21 protein-coding genes, 1 tRNA gene and 1 riboswitch are annotated in these 23,419 nt (G+C 66.9%); of the genes, 10 read left to right on the plus strand and 12 right to left on the minus strand.

Annotated features, from left to right (window positions below; translation table 11 throughout):
- Positions 1-27: 27 nt before the first annotated feature.
- From KF892_01145 to KF892_01185, 9 genes are all read left to right on the plus strand, one after another.
- Positions 28-615 carry an AraC family transcriptional regulator gene (locus KF892_01145; protein MBX3623590.1) on the plus strand — a complete coding sequence of 196 codons (588 nt, stop codon included), beginning with the start codon at positions 28-30 and terminating at the stop codon, positions 613-615.
- A 35-nt stretch (positions 616-650) separates the two neighbouring features.
- Positions 651-2,573, plus strand: coding sequence for a hypothetical protein (locus tag KF892_01150; protein MBX3623591.1), 1,923 nt, complete (start codon positions 651-653; stop codon positions 2,571-2,573).
- Entirely contained in the window at positions 2,560-5,358 is a 2,799-nt protein-coding gene (locus tag KF892_01155; protein MBX3623592.1) for a tetratricopeptide repeat protein, read from the plus strand. The genes KF892_01150 and KF892_01155 overlap by 14 nt, the downstream gene beginning before the upstream one ends.
- A gap of 145 nt (positions 5,359-5,503) precedes the next feature.
- On the plus strand, positions 5,504-6,169 hold the full coding sequence (locus tag KF892_01160) for a tetratricopeptide repeat protein (GenBank protein ID MBX3623593.1): 666 nt from the start codon (positions 5,504-5,506) through the stop codon (positions 6,167-6,169).
- Positions 6,166-6,483, plus strand: coding sequence for a hypothetical protein (locus KF892_01165; GenBank protein ID MBX3623594.1), 318 nt, complete (start codon positions 6,166-6,168; stop codon positions 6,481-6,483). Before KF892_01160 ends, KF892_01165 begins: the two co-directional genes overlap by 4 nt.
- A gap of 39 nt (positions 6,484-6,522) precedes the next feature.
- The gene (locus KF892_01170) at positions 6,523-7,179 is read left to right on the plus strand and encodes a MotA/TolQ/ExbB proton channel family protein (protein ID MBX3623595.1); all 657 of its coding nucleotides are present in this window, start codon (positions 6,523-6,525) and stop codon (positions 7,177-7,179) included.
- A gap of 39 nt (positions 7,180-7,218) precedes the next feature.
- Entirely contained in the window at positions 7,219-7,719 is a 501-nt protein-coding gene (locus KF892_01175; GenBank protein ID MBX3623596.1) for a biopolymer transporter ExbD, read from the plus strand.
- 12 nt (positions 7,720-7,731) lie between these two features.
- On the plus strand, positions 7,732-8,217 hold the full coding sequence (locus KF892_01180; GenBank protein ID MBX3623597.1) for a biopolymer transporter ExbD: 486 nt from the start codon (positions 7,732-7,734) through the stop codon (positions 8,215-8,217).
- A 2-nt stretch (positions 8,218-8,219) separates the two neighbouring features.
- Positions 8,220-9,296, plus strand: a complete 1,077-nt coding sequence (locus KF892_01185) for an AgmX/PglI C-terminal domain-containing protein (GenBank protein MBX3623598.1) — start codon at positions 8,220-8,222, stop codon at positions 9,294-9,296.
- Positions 9,297-9,602: 306 nt separating this feature from the next.
- Here the strand turns inward: KF892_01185 and KF892_01190 are convergent, their stop codons facing one another.
- Positions 9,603-11,279: an isovaleryl-CoA dehydrogenase gene (locus tag KF892_01190; protein MBX3623599.1), complete on the minus strand. Its 1,677-nt coding sequence runs from the start codon at positions 11,277-11,279 to the stop codon at positions 9,603-9,605.
- A 138-nt stretch (positions 11,280-11,417) separates the two neighbouring features.
- Between KF892_01190 and KF892_01195 the strand changes: the two genes are divergently transcribed.
- Positions 11,418-12,599, plus strand: a complete 1,182-nt coding sequence (locus tag KF892_01195) for an acetyl-CoA C-acetyltransferase (GenBank protein ID MBX3623600.1) — start codon at positions 11,418-11,420, stop codon at positions 12,597-12,599.
- A 69-nt stretch (positions 12,600-12,668) separates the two neighbouring features.
- Here KF892_01195 and KF892_01200 read toward each other — a convergent pair.
- The 11 genes from KF892_01200 to KF892_01250 all read right to left on the minus strand — a co-directional run bounded on the left by KF892_01200 (position 12,669) and on the right by KF892_01250 (position 23,295).
- Positions 12,669-12,744, minus strand: a tRNA-Asn gene (locus KF892_01200).
- 37 nt (positions 12,745-12,781) lie between these two features.
- Complete coding sequence (locus KF892_01205; GenBank protein MBX3623601.1) at positions 12,782-14,899, minus strand: TonB-dependent siderophore receptor; 2,118 nt, start codon at positions 14,897-14,899, stop codon at positions 12,782-12,784.
- Positions 14,900-14,939: 40 nt separating this feature from the next.
- Positions 14,940-15,046: riboswitch (TPP riboswitch) on the minus strand.
- A 30-nt stretch (positions 15,047-15,076) separates the two neighbouring features.
- On the minus strand, positions 15,077-16,126 hold the full coding sequence (locus KF892_01210) for an NAD(P)/FAD-dependent oxidoreductase (GenBank protein ID MBX3623602.1): 1,050 nt from the start codon (positions 16,124-16,126) through the stop codon (positions 15,077-15,079).
- Positions 16,127-16,136: 10 nt separating this feature from the next.
- Positions 16,137-16,460, minus strand: coding sequence for a ferredoxin family protein (locus KF892_01215; GenBank protein ID MBX3623603.1), 324 nt, complete (start codon positions 16,458-16,460; stop codon positions 16,137-16,139).
- Positions 16,457-17,266 (minus strand): uroporphyrinogen-III C-methyltransferase, encoded by an 810-nt coding sequence (cobA, locus tag KF892_01220; protein ID MBX3623604.1) that lies wholly within the window; start codon positions 17,264-17,266, stop codon positions 16,457-16,459. The genes KF892_01215 and cobA overlap by 4 nt, the downstream gene beginning before the upstream one ends.
- Before the next feature lies 1 nt (position 17,267).
- Entirely contained in the window at positions 17,268-18,554 is a 1,287-nt protein-coding gene (locus KF892_01225) for a sulfate adenylyltransferase (protein ID MBX3623605.1), read from the minus strand.
- Between the two features lie 2 nt (positions 18,555-18,556).
- A complete protein-coding gene (cysD, locus tag KF892_01230; GenBank protein MBX3623606.1) occupies positions 18,557-19,516 on the minus strand; it encodes a sulfate adenylyltransferase subunit CysD in 960 nt (319 codons plus the stop codon).
- Positions 19,513-20,265, minus strand: a complete 753-nt coding sequence (locus KF892_01235) for a phosphoadenylyl-sulfate reductase (protein ID MBX3623607.1) — start codon at positions 20,263-20,265, stop codon at positions 19,513-19,515. The genes cysD and KF892_01235 overlap by 4 nt, the downstream gene beginning before the upstream one ends.
- On the minus strand, positions 20,262-20,795 hold the full coding sequence (locus KF892_01240) for a DUF934 domain-containing protein (GenBank protein MBX3623608.1): 534 nt from the start codon (positions 20,793-20,795) through the stop codon (positions 20,262-20,264). Before KF892_01240 ends, KF892_01235 begins: the two co-directional genes overlap by 4 nt.
- 12 nt (positions 20,796-20,807) lie before the next feature.
- The gene (locus KF892_01245; GenBank protein MBX3623609.1) at positions 20,808-22,511 is read right to left on the minus strand and encodes a nitrite/sulfite reductase; all 1,704 of its coding nucleotides are present in this window, start codon (positions 22,509-22,511) and stop codon (positions 20,808-20,810) included.
- Positions 22,512-22,527: 16 nt separating this feature from the next.
- On the minus strand, positions 22,528-23,295 hold the full coding sequence (locus KF892_01250; protein ID MBX3623610.1) for a sulfite exporter TauE/SafE family protein: 768 nt from the start codon (positions 23,293-23,295) through the stop codon (positions 22,528-22,530).
- Positions 23,296-23,419: the final 124 nt, after the last annotated feature.

Here is a 23,419-nt window from a genome sequence, read left to right on the forward strand (position 1 = left end):
ATGAACTTCATCTCCTGCTGCAAACGCCTGGCCGCGGTGCTGCTGCTGGCCGGCTCGGCCTCGTGGGCCCAGACGCCTGCGCCCACCGCCGCTGCCAGCGCTCCTGCCGCGGCCACCGCCGCACCGGCCGCTGCCTCGGCCGCGGCGGCACCTGCCTCAGCTGCATCGGCTGCAAGCCTCGACACCCGCGTGCAGGAAGCCAAGGCCGACGTCATCAAGCTCAACCGCGACCTCCTGGTGCTCGAAGAGGAGCTGCTCTTCCCGGCCAACACGCAGGTGGCGGTGTTCGTGTCGATGGACGTGGGCAAGCTCTTCGAGCTGGAGTCGGTGCAGATCAAGCTCGACGAGAAGGTCGTCGCCAACTACCTCTACACCCCGGCCGAAGTGAAGGCGCTTCACCGCGGCGGCGTGCAGCGCCTGTACCTCGGCAACCTGAAGGCGGGCGCGCACGAGATCGTGGCACTCTTCACCGGCGGCGGCCCGCACTTCCGCGACTACAAGCGCGGCGCCACCGTCAAGTTCGACAAGGGCACCGAGCCCAAGTACATCGAGCTGCAGATCAAGGACTCCCAAGGCAAGCTGCAGCCGGAGTTCCAGGTCAAGGTCTGGCAATAAGGCGCGCTGCTTCCTTGATCCGTCTCTCCGACCTCATGGCCTCTCGACTCACATCGGTGGTGAAGCTGAAGCACCTCGGCATGGCGATCGCCATGGCCATGGCCGCTTCGGGCTCGCTCGCGGCGGGCAAGAAGGTGGAGCACAAGGTGCAAGACCCGCACTACGGCGACACCTTGTTCCACTTCTACCAGGAGCACTACTTCACCTCGATCACCGGCCTGATGGTGTCCCAGCACTTCCAGCGCGTGCAGAAACACGCCGACGAGGCCGAGCTGCTGCGCGGCGGCATGCTGCTCTCCTACGGCATGCACCGCGAGGCCGGCGAGATCTTCACCCAGCTGATCGAGAAGGGCGCCGAGCCGGCCGTGCGCGACCGCGCCTGGTACTTCCTCGCCAAGATCCGCTACCAGCGAGGCTTTCATGCCGAGGCGGCCGACGCCCTCTCGCGTATCGAGAAGAACCTGCCGCCCGAGCTAGAAGAAGACCGCGTGCTGGTGAAGGCCAACGTGCTGATGGCGCTCGGCGACTACGCCGGTGCGAGCACGGCGCTCAATGCCGTGCCCGGCATCGAAAAAGAGATCTCCGAAGGCACCACCAGCGCCCACCTCTACGCCCGCTACAACCTCGGCGTCGCGCTGGTGCGCAACGGCGACAACGTAAAGGGTGCGGCCCTGCTCGACCAGATCGGCAAGGCGCCCACGCCAGCGCGCGCCACCGAAGAATTCCGCAGCCTGCGCGACAAGGCCAACGTGGCGCTTGGCCTCGCTTCTCTGCAGGCCGACAAGCCCGAAGCGGCCGGCCCCTTCCTCGAGCGTGTGCGCCTGAACGGCCCGCAGTCCAACAAGGCGCTGCTCGGCTTCGGCTGGGCCTATGCGTCGGTCAAGGACCACAAGCAGGCACTCGTGCCCTGGACGGAACTCGCCGACCGCGACGCCAGCGACTCCGCCGTGCTCGAGGCGAGCATCGCGCTGCCCTATGCCTACGGCCAGCTCGGCGCCTTCGGCCAGGCGCTCGACCGCTACAACGCCGCCATCGACCTCTTCGAGCGCGAGAACAAGGGCCTCGACGAATCGATCGCCGCCATCCGCTCCGGCAAGTTGGTCGAGGGCCTGCTCGAGCAGAACGCCGGCGACGAGATGGGCTGGTTCTGGACCATCCGCTCGCTGCCCCAGATGCCGCACGCCGGCCACCTGACGCAGGTGTTGTCGCAGCACGACTTCCAGGAAGCCTTCAAGAACTACCGCGACCTGCTGTTCCTCACGCGCAACCTGCAGGGCTGGAAAGACAAGCTCGGTGTCTTCAACGACATGCTCGACAACCGCCGCAAGGCCTATGCCGACCGGCTGCCGGGCATCCTGGAGAAGGCGCGCGACAGCGGCCTCAAAGAGTTGTCGCTGCGCGGCGCCGTGCTGGCCACCGAACTCGCCAACGCCGAGCTGCAGGCCGACGGCGAAGCCTTTGCCGACGAGAAGGAGCGCGAGCTGCGCGAGATCCTCCAGCGTGTGGAAGCCGAGCTCAAGCTGCTCGGCAACGACCCCGAGGCCGCCGCCGCCCGCGAGCGCTACCGCCTCGCGGCGGGTGCGCTGACGTGGCGGTTGGCACAGGCCTACCCGGTGCGGGTATACGAGGCCAAGCGTGCGCTCGAAACGCTCGACGCCGGACTCAGCGAAGCGAAGGCACGCGAGGCCGCGCTGGCCCAGGCGCAGCGTGACGAGCCGGCCAAGTTCGACCGATTCGCCGAGCGCATCACCGAGCTGGGCAAGCGCGTCGACGTGCTGATCCCGCAGGTCACCGCGCTGACCCAGGAGCAACAGGCCGCGCTGCAGGAGCTGGCCGTGGCCGAGCTCGTGCGCCAGAAGGAGCGCCTGGCCGCCTACAGCGTGCAGGCGCGCTTCGCAGTGGCGCAGTTGTACGACCGGGCCAGCAAGGCCAAGGAAGGCAGCGATGCAGCCAAATAAGCTCGCCGCCATCACCCTTGCGTGCCTGCTCGCCGGTTGTGCCGGCAAGCGCAGCAGCCGCGAGCCCGAGCCGCCCACGCTCAAGAGCCTGGCCGGCCGCCAGATCGACGTGCAGGCCGACCCGGTGGCCGCCGTGCCCGAAGAAAAGGCGATCACGGCCTACCGCAAGTTCCTCGAAGTCGCGCCCAACGCGCCGCAGCGCAACGAAGCGATGCGCCGCCTCGGCGACCTGGAAATGGACACCGCCGACAACAAGCTCGCCAGCGGCGACGGCACCGGCAACCCCGACTACAAGGCCGCGATCGCGCGCTACCAGGACTACCTGAAGGCCTTCCCGAACGACCCGGGCAACGACCGCGTCTACTACCAGATCGCCCGTGCCCAGGAGCAGAGCGGCGAGCTGGAGAACGCGCTCAAGACGCTCGACACGCTGGTTGCGCAGTACCCGAAGACGCCGTTCCTCGAAGAAGCGCAGTTCCGCCGCGGCGAGATGCTCTTCAGCCTGCGCGAGTACAACAAGGCCGAGAAGGCCTACGCCACAGTGCTCACCGGCAACCCGCAAGGCAACTTCCACGAGCGTGCGCTGTACATGCAGGGCTGGTCGCTCTTCAAGCAGAGCCAGGTGGAAGAGGCGCTCAAGTCCTTCTTCGGTGTGCTCGACCTCAAGGTGGCCAACCGCGCCGGCGGCGCCGAACTCGATAGCCTCGAAGGCCTGACCCGCGCCGACCGCGAGCTGGTGGAAGACACCTTCCGCGTGACAAGCCTCTCGCTCGCCAGCTTGAACGGCGCCGAGTCGATCCCGAGCTACGTGACGAGCGACGAACGCAAGTCCTACGAGTTCCGCGTCTACCAGCAGCTGGGCGAGCTCTACATCAAGCAGGAGCGCACGAAAGACGCCGCCGATGCCTTCGGCGCGTTTGCCAAGCGCCAGCCGTTGCATGCGCAGGCGCCGCAGCTGCAGGCGCGTGTGATCGACATCTACCAGAACGCCGGCTTTGCCACGCTCGCGATCGATGCGAAGAAAGACTACGTCTCGCGCTACGGCGGCGAGGGCGAGTTCCGCAAGGCCAACCCCGAGGGCTGGGAAGCGGCGCAGCCGCTCGTGAAGACGCACATGGCCGAGCTGGCGCGTCACCACCATGCGCTCGCGCAAAAGAGCAAGGCCTCGGCCGACTACCAGGAGGCGGTGCGCTGGTACCGCGCCTACCTCGGCGCCTTCCCCAACGACCCCGAGGCGGCGCAAAACAACTTCCTGCTGGCCGAGCTGCTGCGCGAAGACAGCCGCTTCCCGGAAGCTGCGGTCGAGTACGAGAAGACGGCCTACCAGTACCCGGAACATGCCCGCAGTGCCGATGCCGGCTACTCCGCGCTGCTGAGCTACGCCGCGCAAGAGAAGCGTGTGCAAGGCGCCGAACTGCAGGCGCTGCAGCGCACGGCGGTCGACAGCGCGCTGCGCTTCGCCAAGTCCTTCCCCGCCGACACCCGCACCCCCACCGTGCTGACCAACACCGCTGAGAAGCTCTTCGCCCTGCGCGACGAGCGCGCCGAGCCGGTGGCCGAGCAGGTGCTGGCGCTGCAGCCGGCGGCGCCGGCCACGCAGCGCCGCGTGGCGTGGACGGTGGTCGCGCACTCGGCCTTCGAGTCGAGCCGCTTCGACCGTGCCGAGAAGGCCTACCTCGAAGTGCTGGCCCTGACGCCCGAGAAGGAAGCCGGCCGCAACGAACTCGTCGAACGCGTGGCCGCCTCCGTCTACAAGCAAGGCGAGCAGGCGAGGGCCGCCGGCAAGCTGCGCGACGCCGTGAGCCACTTCAACCGCGTGGCCGTCGTCGCGCCGCAGTCGGCGGTGCGCGCCAACGCGCAGTACGACGCGGCCGCGGCGCTCATCGCCCTCAAAGACTGGGACCTCGCCGCCAGCACGCTCGAAGACTTCCGCACGCGCTTCCCCAAGCACCCGTTGCAGGCCGAGGTGGGCGGCAAGCTGGCCGTGGCCTACATGGAGAAGGGCCAGTGGAGCCGCGCCGCGGGCGAGTTCGAGCGCCTGGCGGCCAGCAGCACCGATGTGAAGGTCGCCCGCGCCGCGCTGTGGCAGGCCGCCGAGCTGCACGAGAAGGGTGGCGCCCGCTCGCTCGCCGCCAAGACCTACGAGCGTTACCTGAAGCAGTACCCCGACCCGCTGGAAACCAACCTCGAAGCCCGCTGGCGCCTCGCGCAGATGGCCAAGAAAGACGGCGACGCCAAGCGCGAGATGGCATTGATGAACGACATCTACCGCGCCGATGCGGCCGGCGGCAACGCGCGCACCAACCGCACCCGCTACCTGGGGGCGATGGCATCGCTGGCGCTGGTGGAGCCCACCTACGAGGCTTACAAGAAGATCCAGCTGGTGGAGCCGCTGGCGAAGTCGCTCAAGCTCAAGAAGGCCAAGATGGACGAGGTGCTCAAGGCCTACAGCGCTGCCGCCAACTCCGGCGTGGCCGACGCCACCACCGCCGCCACGTATCACATCGCCGCGATCTATGAAGACTTCGGCAAGGCGCTGCTGAGTTCGCAGCGGCCGAAGAAGCTGTCGAAGCTGGAACTGGAGCAGTACAACCTCATGCTCGAAGAGCAGGCCGACCCCTTCAACGAGAAGTCGACCGAGCTGCACGAGATCAACGCGAAGCGCACCGCCGACGGCATCTACGACGAGTGGGTGAAGAAGAGCTTCACTGCGCTGAAGGCGCTGCGCCCGGTGCGTTATGGCAAGACTGAAAAGAGCGAGGCGATCGTCGATGCCATCCGCTGATTACGCCCACCCCCGGAGCGCCTTCGGCGCACCCCCTCAAGGGGGCGACGCTGGTGGCCCGGCAAAGCCGGTTCCACGGCGTCCGCTCGATCGGGTCTGCTTGTCGTTGGTGCTGTGCTGCTTTTCGCTGATGGGTTGCGCGTCCTTGTTCGAATCGCGCGCCGACGAGGCACCTCCCGCGCCACCCAAGCCGGTGGCGCCCGCGCCGGCTCCTGCCACCCAGGCCAGGCTCGCCGCAGCGCCGGCTGCGTCGGCACCGGCTCCCAAGCCAGCCGAGCCGGAGGTCGCCATCACGCCGGCCGCCCAGCGTGCCTTCGACGACGCCCGCCGCGCCATGCGCGCCGGCCGCATGGACGACGCCGAGCGGGGCTTCAAGTCGCTGATCCAGTTCCACCCCGAACTCGGCGGCCCACATGCCAACCTGGGCGTCATCTACCGCCAGGCAGGCAAGCTGGCCGAATCGGCCGCGGCGCTGGAGCAGGCCACGAAGGCCAGCCCGCGCCAGCCGGTCTACTTCAACCAGCTGGGCATCACCTACCGCGCGCAAGGGCAGTTCGCCAAGGCGCGCGAGGCCTACGAGCGCGCCATCGACCTCGACGGCAACTACGCCGCGGCGGTGCTCAACCTCGGCATCCTCTACGACCTCTATCTTTGGGACCCGAAACGCGCCGCCGAGCACTACGATCGCTACCTCGCGCTGACGCCGGGCGGCGATGCCACCGTCACCAAGTGGGTGGCCGAGCTCAAGAACCGCAAGCCCGCCACGGCCGCGGCCACCGCGCCCGCCGCGCCGCGCAAGGAGAAGGAATGACGACCATGCGCATCCTGCTCGCCTCGATCGTTGTGCTGGCCGTGCAGGCCGCGCACGCGCAAGACCGCGCCGACATCGAAGGCACCAAGATCATCGGCAACCGCGAGCTGCCCAAGGTGCTCTACATCGTGCCGTGGAAGAAGCCGGTGCAGGCCGAACTCTCGGGCAAGCCCCCGGCCAGCGTGCTCGACGAGGCGCTCGCGCCGGTCGACCGCGATGTGTTCCGCCGACAAGTCCAGTACGACAACCAAGTCCAGGCAGCGAAAGCAGCTGCTGCTACTTCCAACGGGGCTGCGCCTGCGGCGAAGCCCTGACCCTTTCACCTTCTTGATCCGTTCCCACAGGAGACTTCCATGAGCGTCGTCGATTTTGCTGTCAAGTTCTTTCAGGACAGCGGTGTCGCCATCTACTTCAGCATCGCCATCATGGCGGTCGGCCTAGCGATCTCGATCGAGCGCTACGTGTTCCTGCAGCGCGCGCGCAGCGAGAACCGCAAGCTTTGGGCGAAGGTGCTTCCGATGCTGCAGAACGGCCGGTTCAAGGAGGTGCACAGTGCCGCCTCGGGGTCGGATGCCGCCATCGGCAAGATCGTCGCCAACGGCCTCGAGCGCATGCAGAGCCCGGCCCGCCGCGAAGACATCGACGCCGCGATGGAAGAGGGCATGATGGAGATCGTGCCGCGCCTGGAGAAGCGCACGCACTACATCGCGACGCTCGCCAACGTGATCACCCTCGTGGGCCTGCTCGGCACCATCATCGGCCTGATCAAGGGCTTCACTGCGGTGGCCGCAGTGAACCCGGCCGAGAAGGCGGAGCTGCTGTCGGCCTCGATCTCGATCGCGATGAACAACACCGCGTTTGCGCTGTCGGTCGCGATTCCCTTCCTGCTGGTGCACGCCTTCCTGCAGGCCCGCACCACCGAGATCGTCGACGGCCTGGAAGCCGCCAAGATCAGCTTCCTCAACGTGACGGGCCGCATCAAGGCCGAGCAGCAAGCCAACGCGCGCTGATCGAATCACCGAATCCAGTCTCTACCCAAGAGGCCTGACATGCCCATCCGACGCCCGCGCAAGCCCGTGGCGCACCTGGAGGTCACCGCGTTCATCAACGTGATCGTGGTGCTCGTGCCCTTCCTGCTGTCCACGGCCGTGTTCTCGCGCCTGGCGGTGCTCGAACTGTCGCTGCCCGCGAAGAATTCCGGTGGTCCGGAACAAGTGGAGAAGACTCTCAAGCTTGAGATCGTCATTCGTCCAGATGCCTTGGAGATCGGCGACCGCATCGGCGGTCTCAAGCAGCGCATACCCAACACTCCAGCTGGCTACGACTTGGCTGAGCTGTCCAAGGTCATGCAGGAACTCAAGGCTCAGTTCCCCGACACCAAGGCTGCCAGCGTGCTGGCGCAGCCCAACACCGCCTACGACGTGCTCGTGCAGGTGATGGACGCCGTGCGCGAAGCCAAACCCGCCAATGCCGGCCCGAAGACGCCGAACATCGAACTCTTCCCCGACATCTCCATCGGCGACGCGCCCATCAGCGCGCCCAAGAAGTAGGAAGGGCCGCTCATGAAAATGACCGGGATCGAAAAGCGCGCCGCCCGCATGGCGCGCAACCAGTCGGGCCTCGACATGAACCTGGTGGCCCTGATCGACATCTTCACCATCCTGATCTTCTTCCTGATGTCGAGCACCGGCATCGAGGTGCTGACCAACTCGAAGGCGGTGAAGCTGCCGAGTTCCATCGCCGAGAAGACGCCACGCCAGACCATCGTGGTGGCGGTGAGCGACACCGACATCGTGGTCGATGGCCGCCGGGTGGCGAGCGTGGCCGAGGCGAATGCCTTGCAGGACGACCTGATCCCCGGCCTGAAGGCCGAGCTCGACCTGCTCGCCAGCCGCCAAGTGATCGGCGCCGACAAGGACGCCAACGCCAAGGCCGTGACCATCATGGGCGACAAGAACATCCCCTACAGCCTCTTGCGCAAGGTGATGTACACCAGTGCCCGCGCGAACTTCACCGAGATCGCGTTTGCGGTCAACAGGAAGACCTGACCATGGCTGCGCTTGCAATCACCTTCCGACCGCACGTGCTGGCCTGGGCCGGCGTGCCCGAAGACGACCAGCGCTTCCGCCGCATCCTCAACGTGGTGCTGGCCGTCGCGGTGCTGATCTGCCTCTTCCTGCTGCTGATGCCCAAGCCCAAGGAAGACCGCGCGAAGCCCGCGGAGCTGCCGCCCCGCCTGGCCAAGCTCATGATCGAGCAGCGCGAGACGCCGCCGCCTCCGAAGCCGAAGGCGCCCGACATCGCGAACAAGGAGCAGCCCGAACTCAAGCCCGGCACGCCCGAGCCCGTGCGCCCCGAGCCGCAGAAGAAGGCGGCGCCGGTGCCCGAGGCTCGCAACCCGCAGCCGAACCGGCCGCCAGGCGAGGTCGAAGGCGCACGCCGCAAGGCCGCCGGTGTCGGCCTGCTCGCGATGAAGGACACGCTGAACCAGATGCACAGCGCGCCGACCGCCGTGCAGCTCAACCCCAACATCAAGCAAGGCCCCGGCGTGGGTGCGGGTGTCGGCGTGGGCGTCGGTGCCGGCACCGACCAGGGCACACCCGACCGCAACATGATCACGTCGAACGCGACCGGCGGCAGCGGTGGCATCAACACCGCCGCCTACAGCCGCAACACCGGCGGCGGCGGCCTCGCAGGCCGCGGCACCACGCTGGTGGAAGGTGTGGCAAGCGGCGGCGGTGGCGGTGGTTTCGGTGGCGGCGGCCGGGGTGGCACGGGCGCCGGCTCGGGCCAAGGCGGTGGCGGCGGCACCTTGCAAAAGGGTGGCAGTGGCAAGGCCTCGCGCTCGATCGAAGACGTGCGCCTCGTGCTCGAGCGCAACAAGGGGGCTATCTACGCCATCTACAACCGCGCACTGCGTGAAGACCCGACGCTGCACGGCAAGGTCGTCTTCAAGTTCACCATCTCGCCATCGGGCGAGGTCACCGATCTGAAGATCGAAGCGAGTGAGCTGAAGAACACCGACCTTGAGCGTAAGTTGGTCGCACGCCTGAGGCAGCTGGACTTCGGTGCCAAGCAGGTGGAGACGCTGGTCACGAGTTGGCCGGTGGATTTCCTGCCGTCCTGATTTCTTGCCTGTCGGCTTTCTGGCGCTTCAGCGACGCCAAGGGGATGGGGTGGGTGAATTCCTCCATGTCCCCCGCAGTTGATCGCTCCCGCGATCAACTGCTCCTCCTAATACTTGCGGGATTCACCCACCCCATCCCCTTGGCGTGACACTCCATGCCATGCGAACTGGTGGCATGCCTGTGCGCCTCGCGGCAAGGGCTTGGGGGCAGCGGATTCCGCAGGTATTAGGAGGAATTCCTGAACCCGGGAGGGTTCAGGAAGGGGGACACGGAGGAATCCGCTGCCCCCAAGTCCTTGTCGCTGCTCAAGCCTTCGCAGTAGACCGCGAGATGATCGCCGCGCAATCCACCCCGCTCGGCAACGTTCCGTATTGGGCGGCCCCTTGTTGCCCGAGGCGCGCCGCGCAGTACGCATCGGCCACGAAAGAAGGTGCGTGCTGCACCAGCAACGCCGCCTGCAGCGCGAGTGCCATGCGATCGACCAGCCCACGCGCGCGGTACTCCAGGTCGTCGAGCTTGCCGAGTTCACCTTTCAGCGCATCCACCCACTGATCGAGCAAGACGTTGCCGCCTTTTGCGCGCTGCACCTCGGCGAAGAAGGCTTGCACGACCGCGGGTGTCTTCTGCATCGCACGCAAGACGTCGAGGCATTGCACGTTGCCGCTGCCCTCCCAGATCGCGTTGACCGGCGACTCGCGGAAGAGGCGCGGGAAGGGGCTGTCCTCCATCACGCCGCTGCCACCGATGCATTCCATCGCTTCGTAGGCATGCTGGGGCGTGCGCTTGCAGATCCAGTATTTGCCCACGGCGGTGCACAGGCGCGCGAGCAGGTCTTCGTGGGTGTCATCGCGGTGGTCCATCGCGCGGGCCAGGCGCATGGTGAGGGCGAGCGACGCCTCCGATTCGAGCGCCAGGTCGGCCAGCACGTTTTGCATGAGTGGCTGTTGGTTGAGCAGGGTGCCAAAAGCGGATCGCTTCGAGCAGTGATGCAGCGCCTGCGACACCGCCATGCGTTGCCCGGCCGACGAGCCGATCATGCAGTCGAAGCGGGTCATCGACACCATCTCGATGATGGTGCGCACGCCGCGCCCCGGCTCACCCACCATCCACGCGAGCGCACCGCGCAGCTCGGTCTCGCTCGATGCGTTGGATACGTTGCCCATCTTGCGTTTCAGACGCAGCACCTGCAGCGCGTTCTTCGTGCCATCGGGCCGCCAGCGTGGCATGAGGAAGCAGGAGAGGCCGGCCGGTGTCTGCGCGAGCACGAGGAAGGCATCGCACATCGGCGCCGAGACGAAGTACTTGTGGCCGACGAGCTCATACGCCTTGCCCGGCCCTTCGACGCCGATGGGGTGGGCTTGCGTGGTGTTCGCGCGCACGTCGGAGCCGCCTTGCTTTTCGGTCATCGCCATGCCGATGGTCAGCCCGGCTTTCTCGGTGTGCACGATGTTGCGTGGGTCGTAGCAGCGCGAGGTGATGCGCGGCTCCCACCACTGCGCGAGGGCCGGCGTGGTGCGCAGCGAAGGGATGGAGGCAAACGTCATCGTGATCGGGCACCCGTGCCCCGCTTCCACCTGCGAGTGCAGGTAGAAGCGTGCGGCGCGGGCCACGTGGGCGCCTTCACGCGGGTCGGCCCAGGGCGAGGCATGCAGGCCGTGTTCGATCGAGGTCTTCATCAGCGCGTAGTACGCCGGGTGGAACTTCACCAGGTCGATGCGGTGGCCGAAGCGGTCGTGCGTGTCGAGCTCGGGCGGGTACTTGTTGGCGAGTGCGCCCAGTTCGAGGTGCTCGGCGGTGCCGATCAACTCACCGAAGACCGAGAGGTCTGGATGGGCCCAGGCCGCACCTTCGCGCGCCACGGCTTCGGTGAGCGCGCGGTCCTGCAGGTAGAGGTTGTAGTCGGCAAGTTCGCTCGACACATTGAACACCTCGTGGGTGTGGGCGAGGTGCAGCTCGGCAGGGGAGGGGTGGGGAGCGTTCATCGCGAGTCTCCGCATCGATGACCAGGGTGTTGTAGCACGCTCGTATTTCGGCGTCGAATAGGGGGCGGTGTATCGGAGTACGCTGCATGGGCGCACGCCAACGGCTGCTTCTGCCGTTTCAACTTTCAAAGGATTGACATGACACAGGACGCCTTCATCGTCGCCGCCACCCGCACCGCCGGCGGCCGCCGTGGCGGCCGGCTTTCGGGCTGGCACCCGGCCGACCTCGCCGCCCAGGTGCTGGATGCGCTCGTGGCCCGCACGAATGCCGACCCCGACCTCGTCGACGACGTGATCATGGGTTGCGTGGGCCAGGCGGGCGAGCAGGCCGCCAATGTGGCGCGCAATGCCATCCTCGCGTCGACGTTGCCCGAGTCGGTGCCTGGCACCACGGTCGACCGGCAGTGCGGCTCGTCGCAGCAAGCCTTGCACTTCGCTGCGCAGGCGGTGATGTCGGGCAGCATGGACGTCGTCATCGCCGCCGGCGTGGAGAGCATGACGCGCGTGCCGATGGGCATGCCGATGGTGCTGCCCGCGAAGAACGGCCTGGGCTTCTACGTGAGCCCGGGCATGCAGAAACGCTACCCCGGCGTGGAGTTCAGCCAGTTCACCGGCGCCGAGATGATCGCGAAGAAGTACGGCCTCTCACGAGCGCAGCTCGACGAATATGCGTACCAAAGCCACCAGCGTGCCATCGAGGCCGTGCGCGCCGGGCGCTTCAGCGACGAAGTGACGCCCGTGGCCGCACGCAGCGCCGACGCGGGCGATCTCGGCGAGCAGCACACGGTAGACGAAGGCATCCGCTTCGACGTCTCGCTGCAAGGCATTGCGGGCGTGAAGCTCGTGCAGGAGGGCGGCGTGGTCACCGCTGCTACCTCGTCGCAGATCTGCGATGGCGCGAGCGGCGTGATGGTGGTCAACGAGCGTGGCCTCAAGTCGCTGGGGGTGAAGCCGCTCGCGCGCATCCACCACATGAGCGTGATGGGCCACGACCCGGTGATCATGCTGGAGGCGCCCATTCCGGCCACGCAGCGCGCCTTGAAGAAGGCCGGCTTGTCGATCGACGACATCGACCTCTATGAAGTCAACGAGGCCTTTGCACCTGTGCCGCTGGCCTGGCTGCAGGTGACGGGCGCCGACGCCTCGCGTCTCAATGTGAACGGTGGCGCGATCTCGCTCGGCCACCCGCTCGGCGCTTCGGGCACCAAGCTGATGACGACGCTCGTGCACGCGCTGCACCAGCGCGGCGGCCGCTACGGCTTGCAAACCATGTGCGAAGGTGGCGGTCTTGCCAACGTCACCATCGTGGAGCGGCTCTGACGCTGACGCAGCGCGGAACAGCGCCAATGAAAAGGGCCGCTCCATCGCTGGGGCGGCCCTTGCATTTTCTGGCTCCTCGACCTGGGCTCGAACCAGGGACCTACGGATTAACAGTCCGGCGCTCTACCGACTGAGCTATCGAGGAATAGAGCCGCGCATTATAGCCATACTTTTTGGCCGCTTCACAGGCTCACGTCAAGCGAGGCGCGGAAGGTGCGCGCCGCCAAGGGGTACAGGTAGACGTGGCCGTACTGGTAAGGCGATTCGCGCCACGCGCGGCGATCGAAGACGTTGTCGACGCCGAGGCGCCAGGTGAGGGTGGTTGAGCCTCGCTGGACGTACTTCACCGAAAGGTCGGTCACCGCATAGCCAGGAATCTTGACGCTGTTGTCGGGGAGGGCTGCACGGTCGCCGACGGCCAGCATGTCGACTTGGGTGCTCAGGCCCGCGAGCTGCGGCACGTCGTAGCGCACCTGGATCTTCGCGGTGCGCAGCGGCACGTTGGTCGGCTGCTTGCCGTTGACGGCGGGGTTGGTGCTGCTGTCGTGGCGATGTGCCCGCAAGGCTTGCAGGCTGCCTTGGAAGTTCCAGGCCCCGTTTCGCCACGCGGCGTTGCCTTCCAGGCCTTCGTGATGCGCGAAGCCATCGAGCACCGTGGTGCAGCTGTCATCCGTGCCGTCACAGACGCCGGTGTCGGCCCACACAGGGCGCTTGATGTCGAACAGGGCAAAGCCCCAGGTCGCATTCGCCGTGCTGACCTTCAGCCCTGCTTCGAGTTGGCGGCTGCGTGCGGCTGGCAGGGCTTGGCCGTGGTTGGTGTACTCCAGTCGGCCAGGCGCCGCGTCGCTCTCGGTGCCGCGGCCCCAGCTGGCGTAGACCATCTGGTTGGGCGCGAAGGTGTAGCTCGTGGCCACGAAGGGCGAGTTGAAGGCTTGCTCGAAGTCTGTGGGGTCGTTGCCGTCGGTCGTGATCGACGAACGCTTCAGCCGGGTGTGGCGCAAGCCGAGCCACAGGCCGAGGTGATCGTTGAGCTTGACCATGTCGCGCACGAAGAGCTCGCTGCTGCGCTCGTCGCGGTCGGTGTTGGGGCTGCTGCGCGGATCGTTCGGCGGCGTGCCGAGGGTGCCGTCGACGTTGCCGGTGCCGGCGAAGTCGAAACTCTGTGCGCCGAAGCGGTTCTTCACCCGCGACTGCAACAGACCCACCGACCACTGGTGCTGCATGCCGGCGATCTTGAGTTCACCATGCGCTGCGGCTTCCAGCGAATCGGTGCGGCGACGTTCGTTCTCGCTGCGGTAGTCGTAGAGGTCGTAGGTGCCGTTGTTGCAAAAGCGGTCGCCGAGCGGATAGCAGCCGTAGGGGAAGGCGAGCCGGTCATCGGTGCGCAGGCGTTGTGTGACACCATGCAGGCTCATGCGCCAGCCGTCGAACTTGTGGGTGATGCGCAGTGACGCGGTGTTGGCGTCCATCACCACGGGCTGCGACCACGACTGGTTGTTGAGGTTGATGCGCGGGTCGCTGGGCGGCGGGAGTCGGTCGCCGAGCAGGCTGAAGCCGGGTTGGCTGGGCTGTGAGCGGCGGCTGGTTTCGCCCTCCACTTCGACGAGCGTGTCGGCCGTGATGCGCCAGTCCGTGGCCAGTGCCGCCAGATGGCGCTTGCCCTGCGCTCGGCGCAGTTGCGGGTCAAGATGTTCATAGGCCAGGTTGAGGCGCGCACCGAACGCACCGCCCCCGAAACGCTGGTTCAGGTCGGCAGCAGCCAGGGTCGAGTTGCGCTCGCGCCAGCCCAGGGTGGCGTTGTACGAGGCCTGCGCGAGTGGCCGCTTGACGACGTAGTTGGCGATGCCACCAGGCGCGCTGGTGCCGGCCTGCATGCCGCTCGTGCCCTTCAGGATTTCGATGCGTTCCTTGTTGTCGAGTGGGATCGAGGTCTCGGCGTTGATCGGCAGGCCGTCGCGGCGGTAGTTGAAGCGGTTGTCGAGGGTGAAGCCACGCACCGCGACGAAGTCCCAGTAGCCCTCGGAGTTGTAGGCATCGCTGACGCTGGCGTCTGCCTTCACCACATCGGCGAGGCGTTGCGTGCCGCGGTCTTTCATCTGTGCGCTGGTGAGCACGCTGGCTTGCAGCGGCGCTTCGGACAAGGGGGTGTCACCCCATCCCGAAACTGACACCACCGGGTCGGCGCGGCCGGTGACGGTGACGGGTGCCAGCGTGGGGGCCGGCGCCTGGGCCTGTGCCACGGCACACAGCAGTGAAGCAGCGGCTGCAGCGGGCGTGTGGAGAAATCGGTTGGAAGCCATCGTGTGTCCGGAAAAGCGATGGCAGGTCGGCGGGCACCGTCTTGTTCGGTGCTTGCTTCCCTGCGCGAGGATTACCTCAATCAGGTTCAAAGGGACTCTCTCAGTCGGGCACCACGGTCGTGATGCCCAACACCCCTAGCGAGTGCCGCGCACGAGGGCGCGGCGAGGCGAATTATGTCAGTCGTCCAACGTCGTCGATTCGACGCCGAGCAGCTTGTGCAGCTTCGGGCTGGCCGTCGTGTACTGCAGCTGGATGCGTTTGTCCGGGAAGACGTAGGGCGCTGCGCCAAACGCCGCAAGCGTTGCCTCGTGGAAGCCCGACAGGATGAGCTTCTTCTTGCCGGGGTAGGTGTTGACGTCGCCCACGGCAAAGATGCCGGGCACGCTGGTCTCGAACTTCTCGGTGTCGACGACGACCTGCTTGCGCTCGAGGTCGAGCCCCCAATCGGCGATGGGCCCGAGCTTCGGGCTCAGGCCGAAGAAGACCAGCAGTGCATCGAGCGGCACCACGCGCGTGACGGCATCGCCGCCGGTGACCTTCACGGCGGTGAGGCGGCCTTCGTGCTCTTCGAGGCCGGTGATCTGGCCGACGATGAACTGCATCTGCATCGCATCGCACAGGGCGCGCATCTTCGCGATGCTCGCGGGCGCCGCCTGGAAGCCGTCGCGCCGGTGCAGCAGGATCACGCTCTCGGCCTTGTCGGGCCCGTCTTGCGCGAAGTGCAGGGCCCAGTCGAGCGCCGAGTCTCCACCGCCGACGATCACGAGTTGTTTGCCGGCAAAGTCAGCCGGCGTCTTCACGTGGTGGAAGAGCTGACTACCTTCGTATTGGTCGAGTCCGTCGACCTTGAGCTTGCGCGGCTGGAACGAGCCCACGCCGCCCGCCACGAACACGGTCTTCGCCAGAAACTGCGTGCCCTTGCTCGTCTCGACGAGGAAGCGGCCGTCGGCTTGCTTGCGCACCGCCGTGACCTCCTGCCCGAGGTGGAAGGTCGCGCCGAAGGGCTCGATCTGCTTGAGCAGGCTGTCGACGAGCTCGCGGCCTGTGCTTCGGGGCACCGCCGGGATGTCGTAGATCGGCTTGTCGGGGTAGAGCTCGATGCACTGCCCACCGGGGACGGCGAGCGAGTCCACCACATGGGCCGTGATCTCGAGCAGGCCGAGTTCGAACACCTGGAACAGGCCCACCGGGCCGGCGCCGATGATCAGCGCATCGGTGTCGATCATCGGGAAGGCTTTACTTCTTCAGCTCCGACAGCTTGCCGGTCTTGTCTTTCCACTCGTCGGCATCGGGCAGCGCAGCCTTGCGCTTGGTGATGCTCGGCCAGCCCTTGGAGAGATCAGCGTTGATCTTGATCATGTGCTGCTGGTCGGCCGGCACGTCTTCTTCGGGGAGGATCGCGTTGACCGGGCACTCGGGGATGCACACGGCGCAGTCGATGCACTCGTCGGGGTCGATCGAGAGGAAGTTCGGGCCTTCGCGGAAGCAATCGACGGGACAGACATCCACGCAGTCGGTGTATTTGCAGCGGATGCAGGCTTCGGTGACAACGTGCGTCATGGCTCTTGCGGAAAGTTGGAAGGGGTGCGTGGATCGCCGCCGTGCGGCGAAACGGTGCATTTTACGGGTTTGAGGGTTTCCCCCGAAGCTGCACCGTTGTCGGAAATCAAGGGATTCAGTGGCGCAGCACCGGCTCCTACCGTCACGATGGTGGGGCGGCCGGCGTGCAGGACGCTGCCGCGCGCCAGTTCGCCGACGGGGTGCTCGGTGTGCAGCGCATCGGGCCAGCCGGCGCGGGAGACGACGCTCACCGGCGTGTCGGCCGGCCAGCCTGCGGCCATCAACTGGCGCGACAGCTCGGCGAGCTGCTTGCCCGCCATGTAGAAGACTTCGGTGTCGGCAGTGCGGGTGGCACTGAGGTCGCCGGTGCGCGTCATCGCGGTGGCAAAACTCACGCTGCGCCCCGAGCCACGACGGGTGAGGGGGCGTTGGCTGCTGGCGGCGGCTGCCAATGCAGACGTCACGCCAGGCACGACCTCGGTCTCGATGCCGTGCTCGGCCAGGGCCTGCAATTCTTCTTCCAGGCGCCCGAAGACGCTAGGGTCGCCGCCTTTCAGGCGCACCACTGTCTGCACTTCGTTCGCGTATTTCACGAGCAGGGCGTTGATCGTGGTTTGGCCCGTGCTGTCGGAGAACCCGCGCTTGCCGACGTGCAGCCAGCGGGCGTTCGGCGCGTGTGCGCGCAGGGCCGGGTCGGTGAGGGCGTCGTACAGCACGACCTCGGCCGAGGCGAGCAGGCGTGCGCCGCGCAAGGTGATCAGATCGGCGGCCCCGGGGCCTGCGCCGATGAAGATCACCCGCCCCATGTCAGGCGGCTCCCTTGACGAGCAGCGCGCCGCTCGTGCGGTTGCTGGCCGGGTCGACGATGATCAACGCGCCACCGACACGGTTGGACTCGTAAGACTCCACGGGCAGCGCCTGCTGCGTCTCGACGATCACATGGCCGATCTCGTTGACGGCGAGTTGGTGCGCTTCGGTGGCTTCGAGCGAGTGGATGTCGAGGCGGCTCTCGATGCTGGCGATGCGCGCCTGCACCCAGCGGTTGCCGTGGCGCACCCAGTACTTGCGGCCGACTTGCGCGGGCTCGGTGTCGAGCCAGGCGAGCGTGGCGCTGAAGCGGTTGGTCTCGTGGATGGTCTTGGGCGTGGCGATCCAGTCGCCGCGCGAGACGTCGAGCTGGCGGTCGAGCAGCACGCCGGCGGAGCGGCCGGCTTCGACCATGTCGACGGTTTCGCTGGCGAGGCGCAGCTCCGCCACGATGGCGGTCTGGCCGCTCGGGAAGATCTGCACTTCGTCGCCGGTCTTCACACGGCCGTGGGCCACGCGGCCGAAGAGCGTGCGCGGCTGGTTGCCGGTGCCTTCGCCTTCGCGGCTCACGTACTGCACGGGGATGAGCAGGTCGCCGTCCTTGCGCTCCTGCAGCGCGGGCAGGGACTCCAGCAGCTGCAGCAGCGAGGGGCCGTCGTACCAGTCGGCGTCGAGCGGTTGCGTCACGTTGTCGCCACGCAGGGCCGAGACGGGGATGATGCCGGCGACTTCGATGCCGGCTTGCTTGGCGAAGGCGGTCAAGGATTCGCTGACGGCCTTGAACGCGTGCGCCGGGTCGGCAGAGGCGTCGAGCTTGTTGACGGCGAACACGATGCTGGGCACACGCAGCAGGTGCGCGAGCAGTGCGTGGCGGCGCGTCTGCGGCAGCAGCGGCACGGGCTTTTGCGTCACATCCAGCTTGGTGATGTCGACCAGCACCACGGCGGCATCGCTGCCGGCGGCGGCCGTCACCATGTTGCGGGTGTACTGCTCGTGGCCGGGGGCGTCGGCAATGATGAACTTGCGCTGCTTGGTGGCGAAGTAGCGGTAGGCGACGTCGATCGTGATGCCCTGCTCGCGCTCGGCTTCGAGGCCGTCGGTCAGGAGCGACAGGTCGATCGGCTGGCCGGCGGCCTTCTTCTCCAGCGTGTCGAGCTGGTCGGCCAGGATGGCGCGGCTGTCGTACAGCAGGCGGCCGATGAGGGTGCTCTTGCCGTCGTCGACGCTGCCGGCGGTCAGGAAGCGCAGGGCGCGGTGGTCTTTGATGGCGGGTGCTGCGGTGCTCATGATCAGAAATAGCCTTCCTTCTTGCGGCGCTCCATCGAAGCATCCGAGGTGCGGTCGTCCATGCGGGTGGCGCCACGCTCGCTCACGGTGACCTTGAGCGTCTCGGCCACGATGTCGGTGGCGTTGGCGGCGGGGCTTTCCACCGGGCAGGTGCAGGTCATGTCGCCGACGGTGCGGAAGCGCACCTGCGCGGTCTCGATCTTCTCGTCGCCTTCGGGCGGAGTCACTTCAGTAAGCGGCACCAAGAGGCCCTTGCGACGGATGATCTGGCGGTCGTGCGCGTAGTACAGGCTCGGCAGCGGGATGTTCTCACGGGCGATGTACAGCCACACGTCGAGCTCGGTCCAGTTGCTGATCGGGAAGGCGCGCATGTGCTCGCCCGGCTTGATGCGGGTGTTGAAGAGCGTCCAGAGCTCGGGGCGCTGCTCCTTCGGCTGCCATTGGCCGAAGCTGTCGCGGTGGCTGAAGATGCGCTCTTTCGCGCGGGCCTTTTCTTCGTCGCGGCGGGCGCCGCCCATCAGCACGTCGAAGCGGTGCTCTTCGATGGCTTCGAGCAGGGCCACGGTCTGGTGGCCGTTGCGCGACTCCAGCGGGTGCGAGAGGCGCACCGTGCCGCGCTTGATCGAATCTTCAAGATGGCCGACGACCAGGCGCTCGCCCATCTCGGCCACGCGGCGGTCACGGAACTCGATCACTTCGGGGAAGTTGTGGCCGGTGTCCACGTGCAGCAGCGGGAAAGGCAGGCGGCCCTTGAACTCACCGTCCTTACCGCGTGTCTTGAAGGCCTTCTCGGCCAGACGCAGCACCACGCACGAATCCTTGCCGCCCGAGAACAGCAGGGCGGGGCGCTCGAAGGCGGCCACGGTTTCGCGCAGGATGAAGATGGCTTCTTCTTCGAGCCAGTCGAGGTGGGTGTGGTCCAGCTCGGGGAGCAGCTGCTCCACGGTCAGCGGGGCGTTCATTTACGGTCTCCGATCATCGAAACAGCGGCTTCTTCAGCGCCATGGACATGCAGGCCGCACTCCTTGGCTTTTTCGTCTTCCCACCACCAGCGGCCGGCGCGGAAGTCTTCGCCCACGGCGATGGCGCGCGTGCACGGTGCGCAGCCGATGCTGGGCATGAATTCGTCGTGCAGCGGGTTGTAGGGCACGTCGTTCGCGGCGATGTAGTGCCAGACGTCATTCCACGTCCAGTCGGCCAGCGGGTTGAACTTGATGCGGCCCTTGTCGTCGGGTTCGCTGAAGGGCACGTCGCCGCGGTTGTTGCTCTGCTCGCGGCGCAGGCCAGTGACCCAGGCGCTACGGCTGGCCAGCATGCGCGACAGCGGCTCGAGCTTGCGGATGCCGCAGCAACCCTTGCGCAGGTCGATGCTTTCGTACATCGCCTTCTCGCCGTGGTTCTTCACGAAATGGATCACGGCATCAGCTTCGGGGCGGTAGACCTCGACCTTGAGGCCGTAACGTTCCTCGATGCGCGGGATGAGCGCGACCGTCTCGGCGTGCAGCTTGCCGGTCTCCAGCGTGCCGACGGCGATGCCGATCTGGTGCTTGGCGATCAGATCGGTCAGCACCATGTCTTCGGCGCCGAGGCTCGTGGCCTGCACCACCTTGCCGGGGTGCTCGGCCGCGGCCTGCTTCAGCACGGCCACCGCGTGGGCCACGCGGCGGTCGAAGTCCGGTGTGAGCCGGTCGTAAAGGGCGATGGCGCTCATATCGACGAACCTGCCTGGTTGAACTCTTCGGTGGTGTACGCCTCGTCGGCCGGGCGGGCGAAGAGCGGCCGGCGCTCGTTCACGTCGCCCTGGTAATACCCGGGGAAGAAGCGCAGCGCGCGCTCGGCGGCTTCGATGGACTGGTCGGCGCGCAGGGCGACGGCGTCGAAGCCGGTGCGCTGCATCAGCGAGACCATGTCGACCAGCGCCTCGCCGGTGGCGCGGATCTCGCCGGTGTAGCGGAAGCGCGAACGCAGGATGTGCGCCTGGCTGTAGGCACGGCCATCGGTCCACTTCGGAAACTGCAGCGCCACGAGGCTCAGGCGCGGCAGGTCGGATTCGAGCTCTTCGATATCGGCATCGTTCGGATAGATCACGCCGACCGGCACGTCTTGCGGCCATTGGGCGCGCACGCCGTGCCACTGGCTCAGCGTGAGCAGGCTGTAGGGCGTGTGGGTGACGGTGACGAGCGGGCCGTCTTCGCCGGTGACGGTGTGCCAGCGGTCGTTGTGGGAGGTGATGAACTTCATGGCGATCACTCTTTAGGCCTGCTGTGCCGTGGCGCGGCGTTGCGCGTTGGCAGCGGTCTTGAACGGGTCGAGGCCGATGCGCTTGACGGTGTCGATGAAGCGCTCGGCCGCGCTGCTGCGCTGCTCGCGGTAGGTGTCGAGCACGGCTTCGATCACGTCGGCCACTTCTTCGGCGGCGAACGAGGGGCCGATCACCTTGCCGGGGGTGGAAGCGTGGCCGCCGATGGCCGAACCGTCGAGGCCGCCCAGCGAAACCTGGTACCACTCCTTGCCGTCTTTATCCACGCCGAGGATGCCGATGTGGCCGCTGTGGTGGTGGCCGCAGCTGTTAATGCATCCGCTGATGTGCAGGTCGATGTCGCCGATGTCGTAGAGCTCGTCGATGTCGTCGAAGCGCTCGGTGATGTCGGCGGCGATCGGGATGGAGCGGGCGTTGGCCAGCGCGCAGAAATCGCCGCCGGGGCAGGCGATCATGTCGGTGAGCAGGCCGATGTTGGGCGTGGCGAAGCTTGCAGCCTTGGCTTCCTGCCACAGGGCGAAGAGCTCGCTCTCCTTCACCCAGGGCAGCACCAGGTTCTGGTCGTGAGAGACGCGCAGTTCGCTGTGGCTGAACTTGTCGGCGAGGCCGGCGGCCAGTTCCATCTGCGCGTCGGTCGCGTCACCCGGGGCCTGGCCAGTGCGCTTGAGCGAGAGCGTGACGGCGCGGTAGCCGGGCACCTGGTGTGCGTGCACGTTGCGCTCGGTCCAGCGCTTGAAGGCCTCGGGCGCGTCGGCGGGCACGTGCAGTTTCGAGTTGGCAATCGGGGCCACGCCGGCGGGGCGCACGAAGCAGGCGTTGACGCGGTCGAACTCGGCCTGCGTGAGGATGTGCGAGGCGCCGTCGAGGTCGCGCTCCAAGATGTCTTTGTATTCCTTGGCGACGGCGTCGATGAACTTCTGGCCCTCGGCCTTCACCAGGATCTTGATGCGCGCCTTGTACATGTTGTCGCGGCGGCCGTAGCGGTTGTAGACGCGCACGATCGCCTCGATGAACACGAGGATGTTCTGCCAGGGCGTGAACTCGCTGATGACGGTGCCGATGACCGGCGTGCGGCCCATGCCGCCACCCACCAGCACCTTGAAGCCGACCTCACCCTGGTCGTTCTTCAGCAGTTGCAGGCCGATGTCGTGCCAGGCGATGGCGGCGCGGTCTTCCTTCGCGCCACTCACGGCGATCTTGAACTTGCGCGGCAGGTGCGCGAACTCGGGGTGCAGCGTGCTCCACTGGCGCAGGATTTCGCAGTAGGGGCGCGGGTCGACGATCTCGTCGGCGGCGACACCGGCGAAGCAGTCGCTCGTGATGTTGCGGATGCAGTTGCCGCTGGTCTGGATGCCGTGCATCGACACCGAGGCGAGCAGGTCCATCACGTCGGCCGCCTTGGGCAGCGGGATCCAGTTGTACTGGCAGTTCTGGCGCGTGGTGAAGTGCGCGTAGCCGCGATCGAACTCGCGGGCGATGCGCGCCAGCATGCGCAACTGCGTGCTGCTCAGCTCGCCATACGGCACGGCGATGCGGGCCATCGGCGCGTGGCGCTGGATGTACCAGCCGTTTTGCAGGCGCAGCGCGCGGAAGTCGTCGTCGGCCAGCTTGCCGGCGAGGTTGCGCTCGAGCTGGTCGCGGAACTGCGCGGCGCGTTGCTTGACGAACTGGGTATCGAAGGAGGTGTACTGGTACATCGTGGTGGTTCGAAGATCAGCGGATGACTTTGAGGCCGGCGGTCACGAGCGACACGCACAGGAGGGTCCGCACGAGGCGGTCGGGCATTTTCCGGGTGAGCTGGGCACCGATCCAGATGCCGGGGATGGAGCCCACGAGCAGCGCGGCCAGCAGGCCCCACTCCACATGGCCCAACGCGGCATGGCCGACGCCGGCCACGAGCGTCAGCGGCACCGCGTGGGCGATGTCGGTGCCGACGAGGCGGCGGGCTTCGAGGCGGGGGTAGAGCAGCAGGATGAGCGTGGCGCCGATGGCACCGGCGCCGATCGAGCTGAGCGTGACCAGCACCCCGAGGATGAGACCCGCCAGCACGGTGAGACCGGGCTTGCGCGACTCCGGCAGCCAGCGCTCCAGCTTCAGGCCGAGCGCGTGCCACGCCGACTTGTAGGCCACGGTGACGGCCGTGAGCAGCAGGGCGATGCCGAGCGAGAAGGTCAGCGCGCTGGCCCAGCCCTTGGTGATGCCGGTGAAGTGCATCAGCGACAGCGTGGCGATCGAGGCCGGAATGCTGCCGGCCAGCAGGCGCCAGAGGATCTTGTAGTCCACGTGACCGTGGCGGTGGTGGGCGATCGAGCCTGAGGTCTTGGTGATCGCGGCGAACCAGAGGTCGGTGCCGATGGCCACCGCCGGGTTTAGCTTGAAGACGGTCATGAGCAGCGGCGTCATCAGCGAGCCCCCGCCGACGCCGGTGAGGCCCACGATGGCGCCGACGCCAAAGCCGCTGAGGATTGCCAGAAAGTCCATGTGCTGCCCGGAAAGAGGGAGGCTGGACTGTACAAAGCGTCTATATATATAGAAAGAACAGTTTAGTAAGTTGTTTATGCGTGAGCAGGCATGAAGCCGTGCTGGGGAGAGGGCGGCTTTTAGA

Origin of the sequence: Rhizobacter sp., assembly GCA_019635355.1 — a bacterium.
Taxonomy (GTDB): Bacteria; Pseudomonadota; Gammaproteobacteria; order Burkholderiales; family Burkholderiaceae_C; genus Rhizobacter.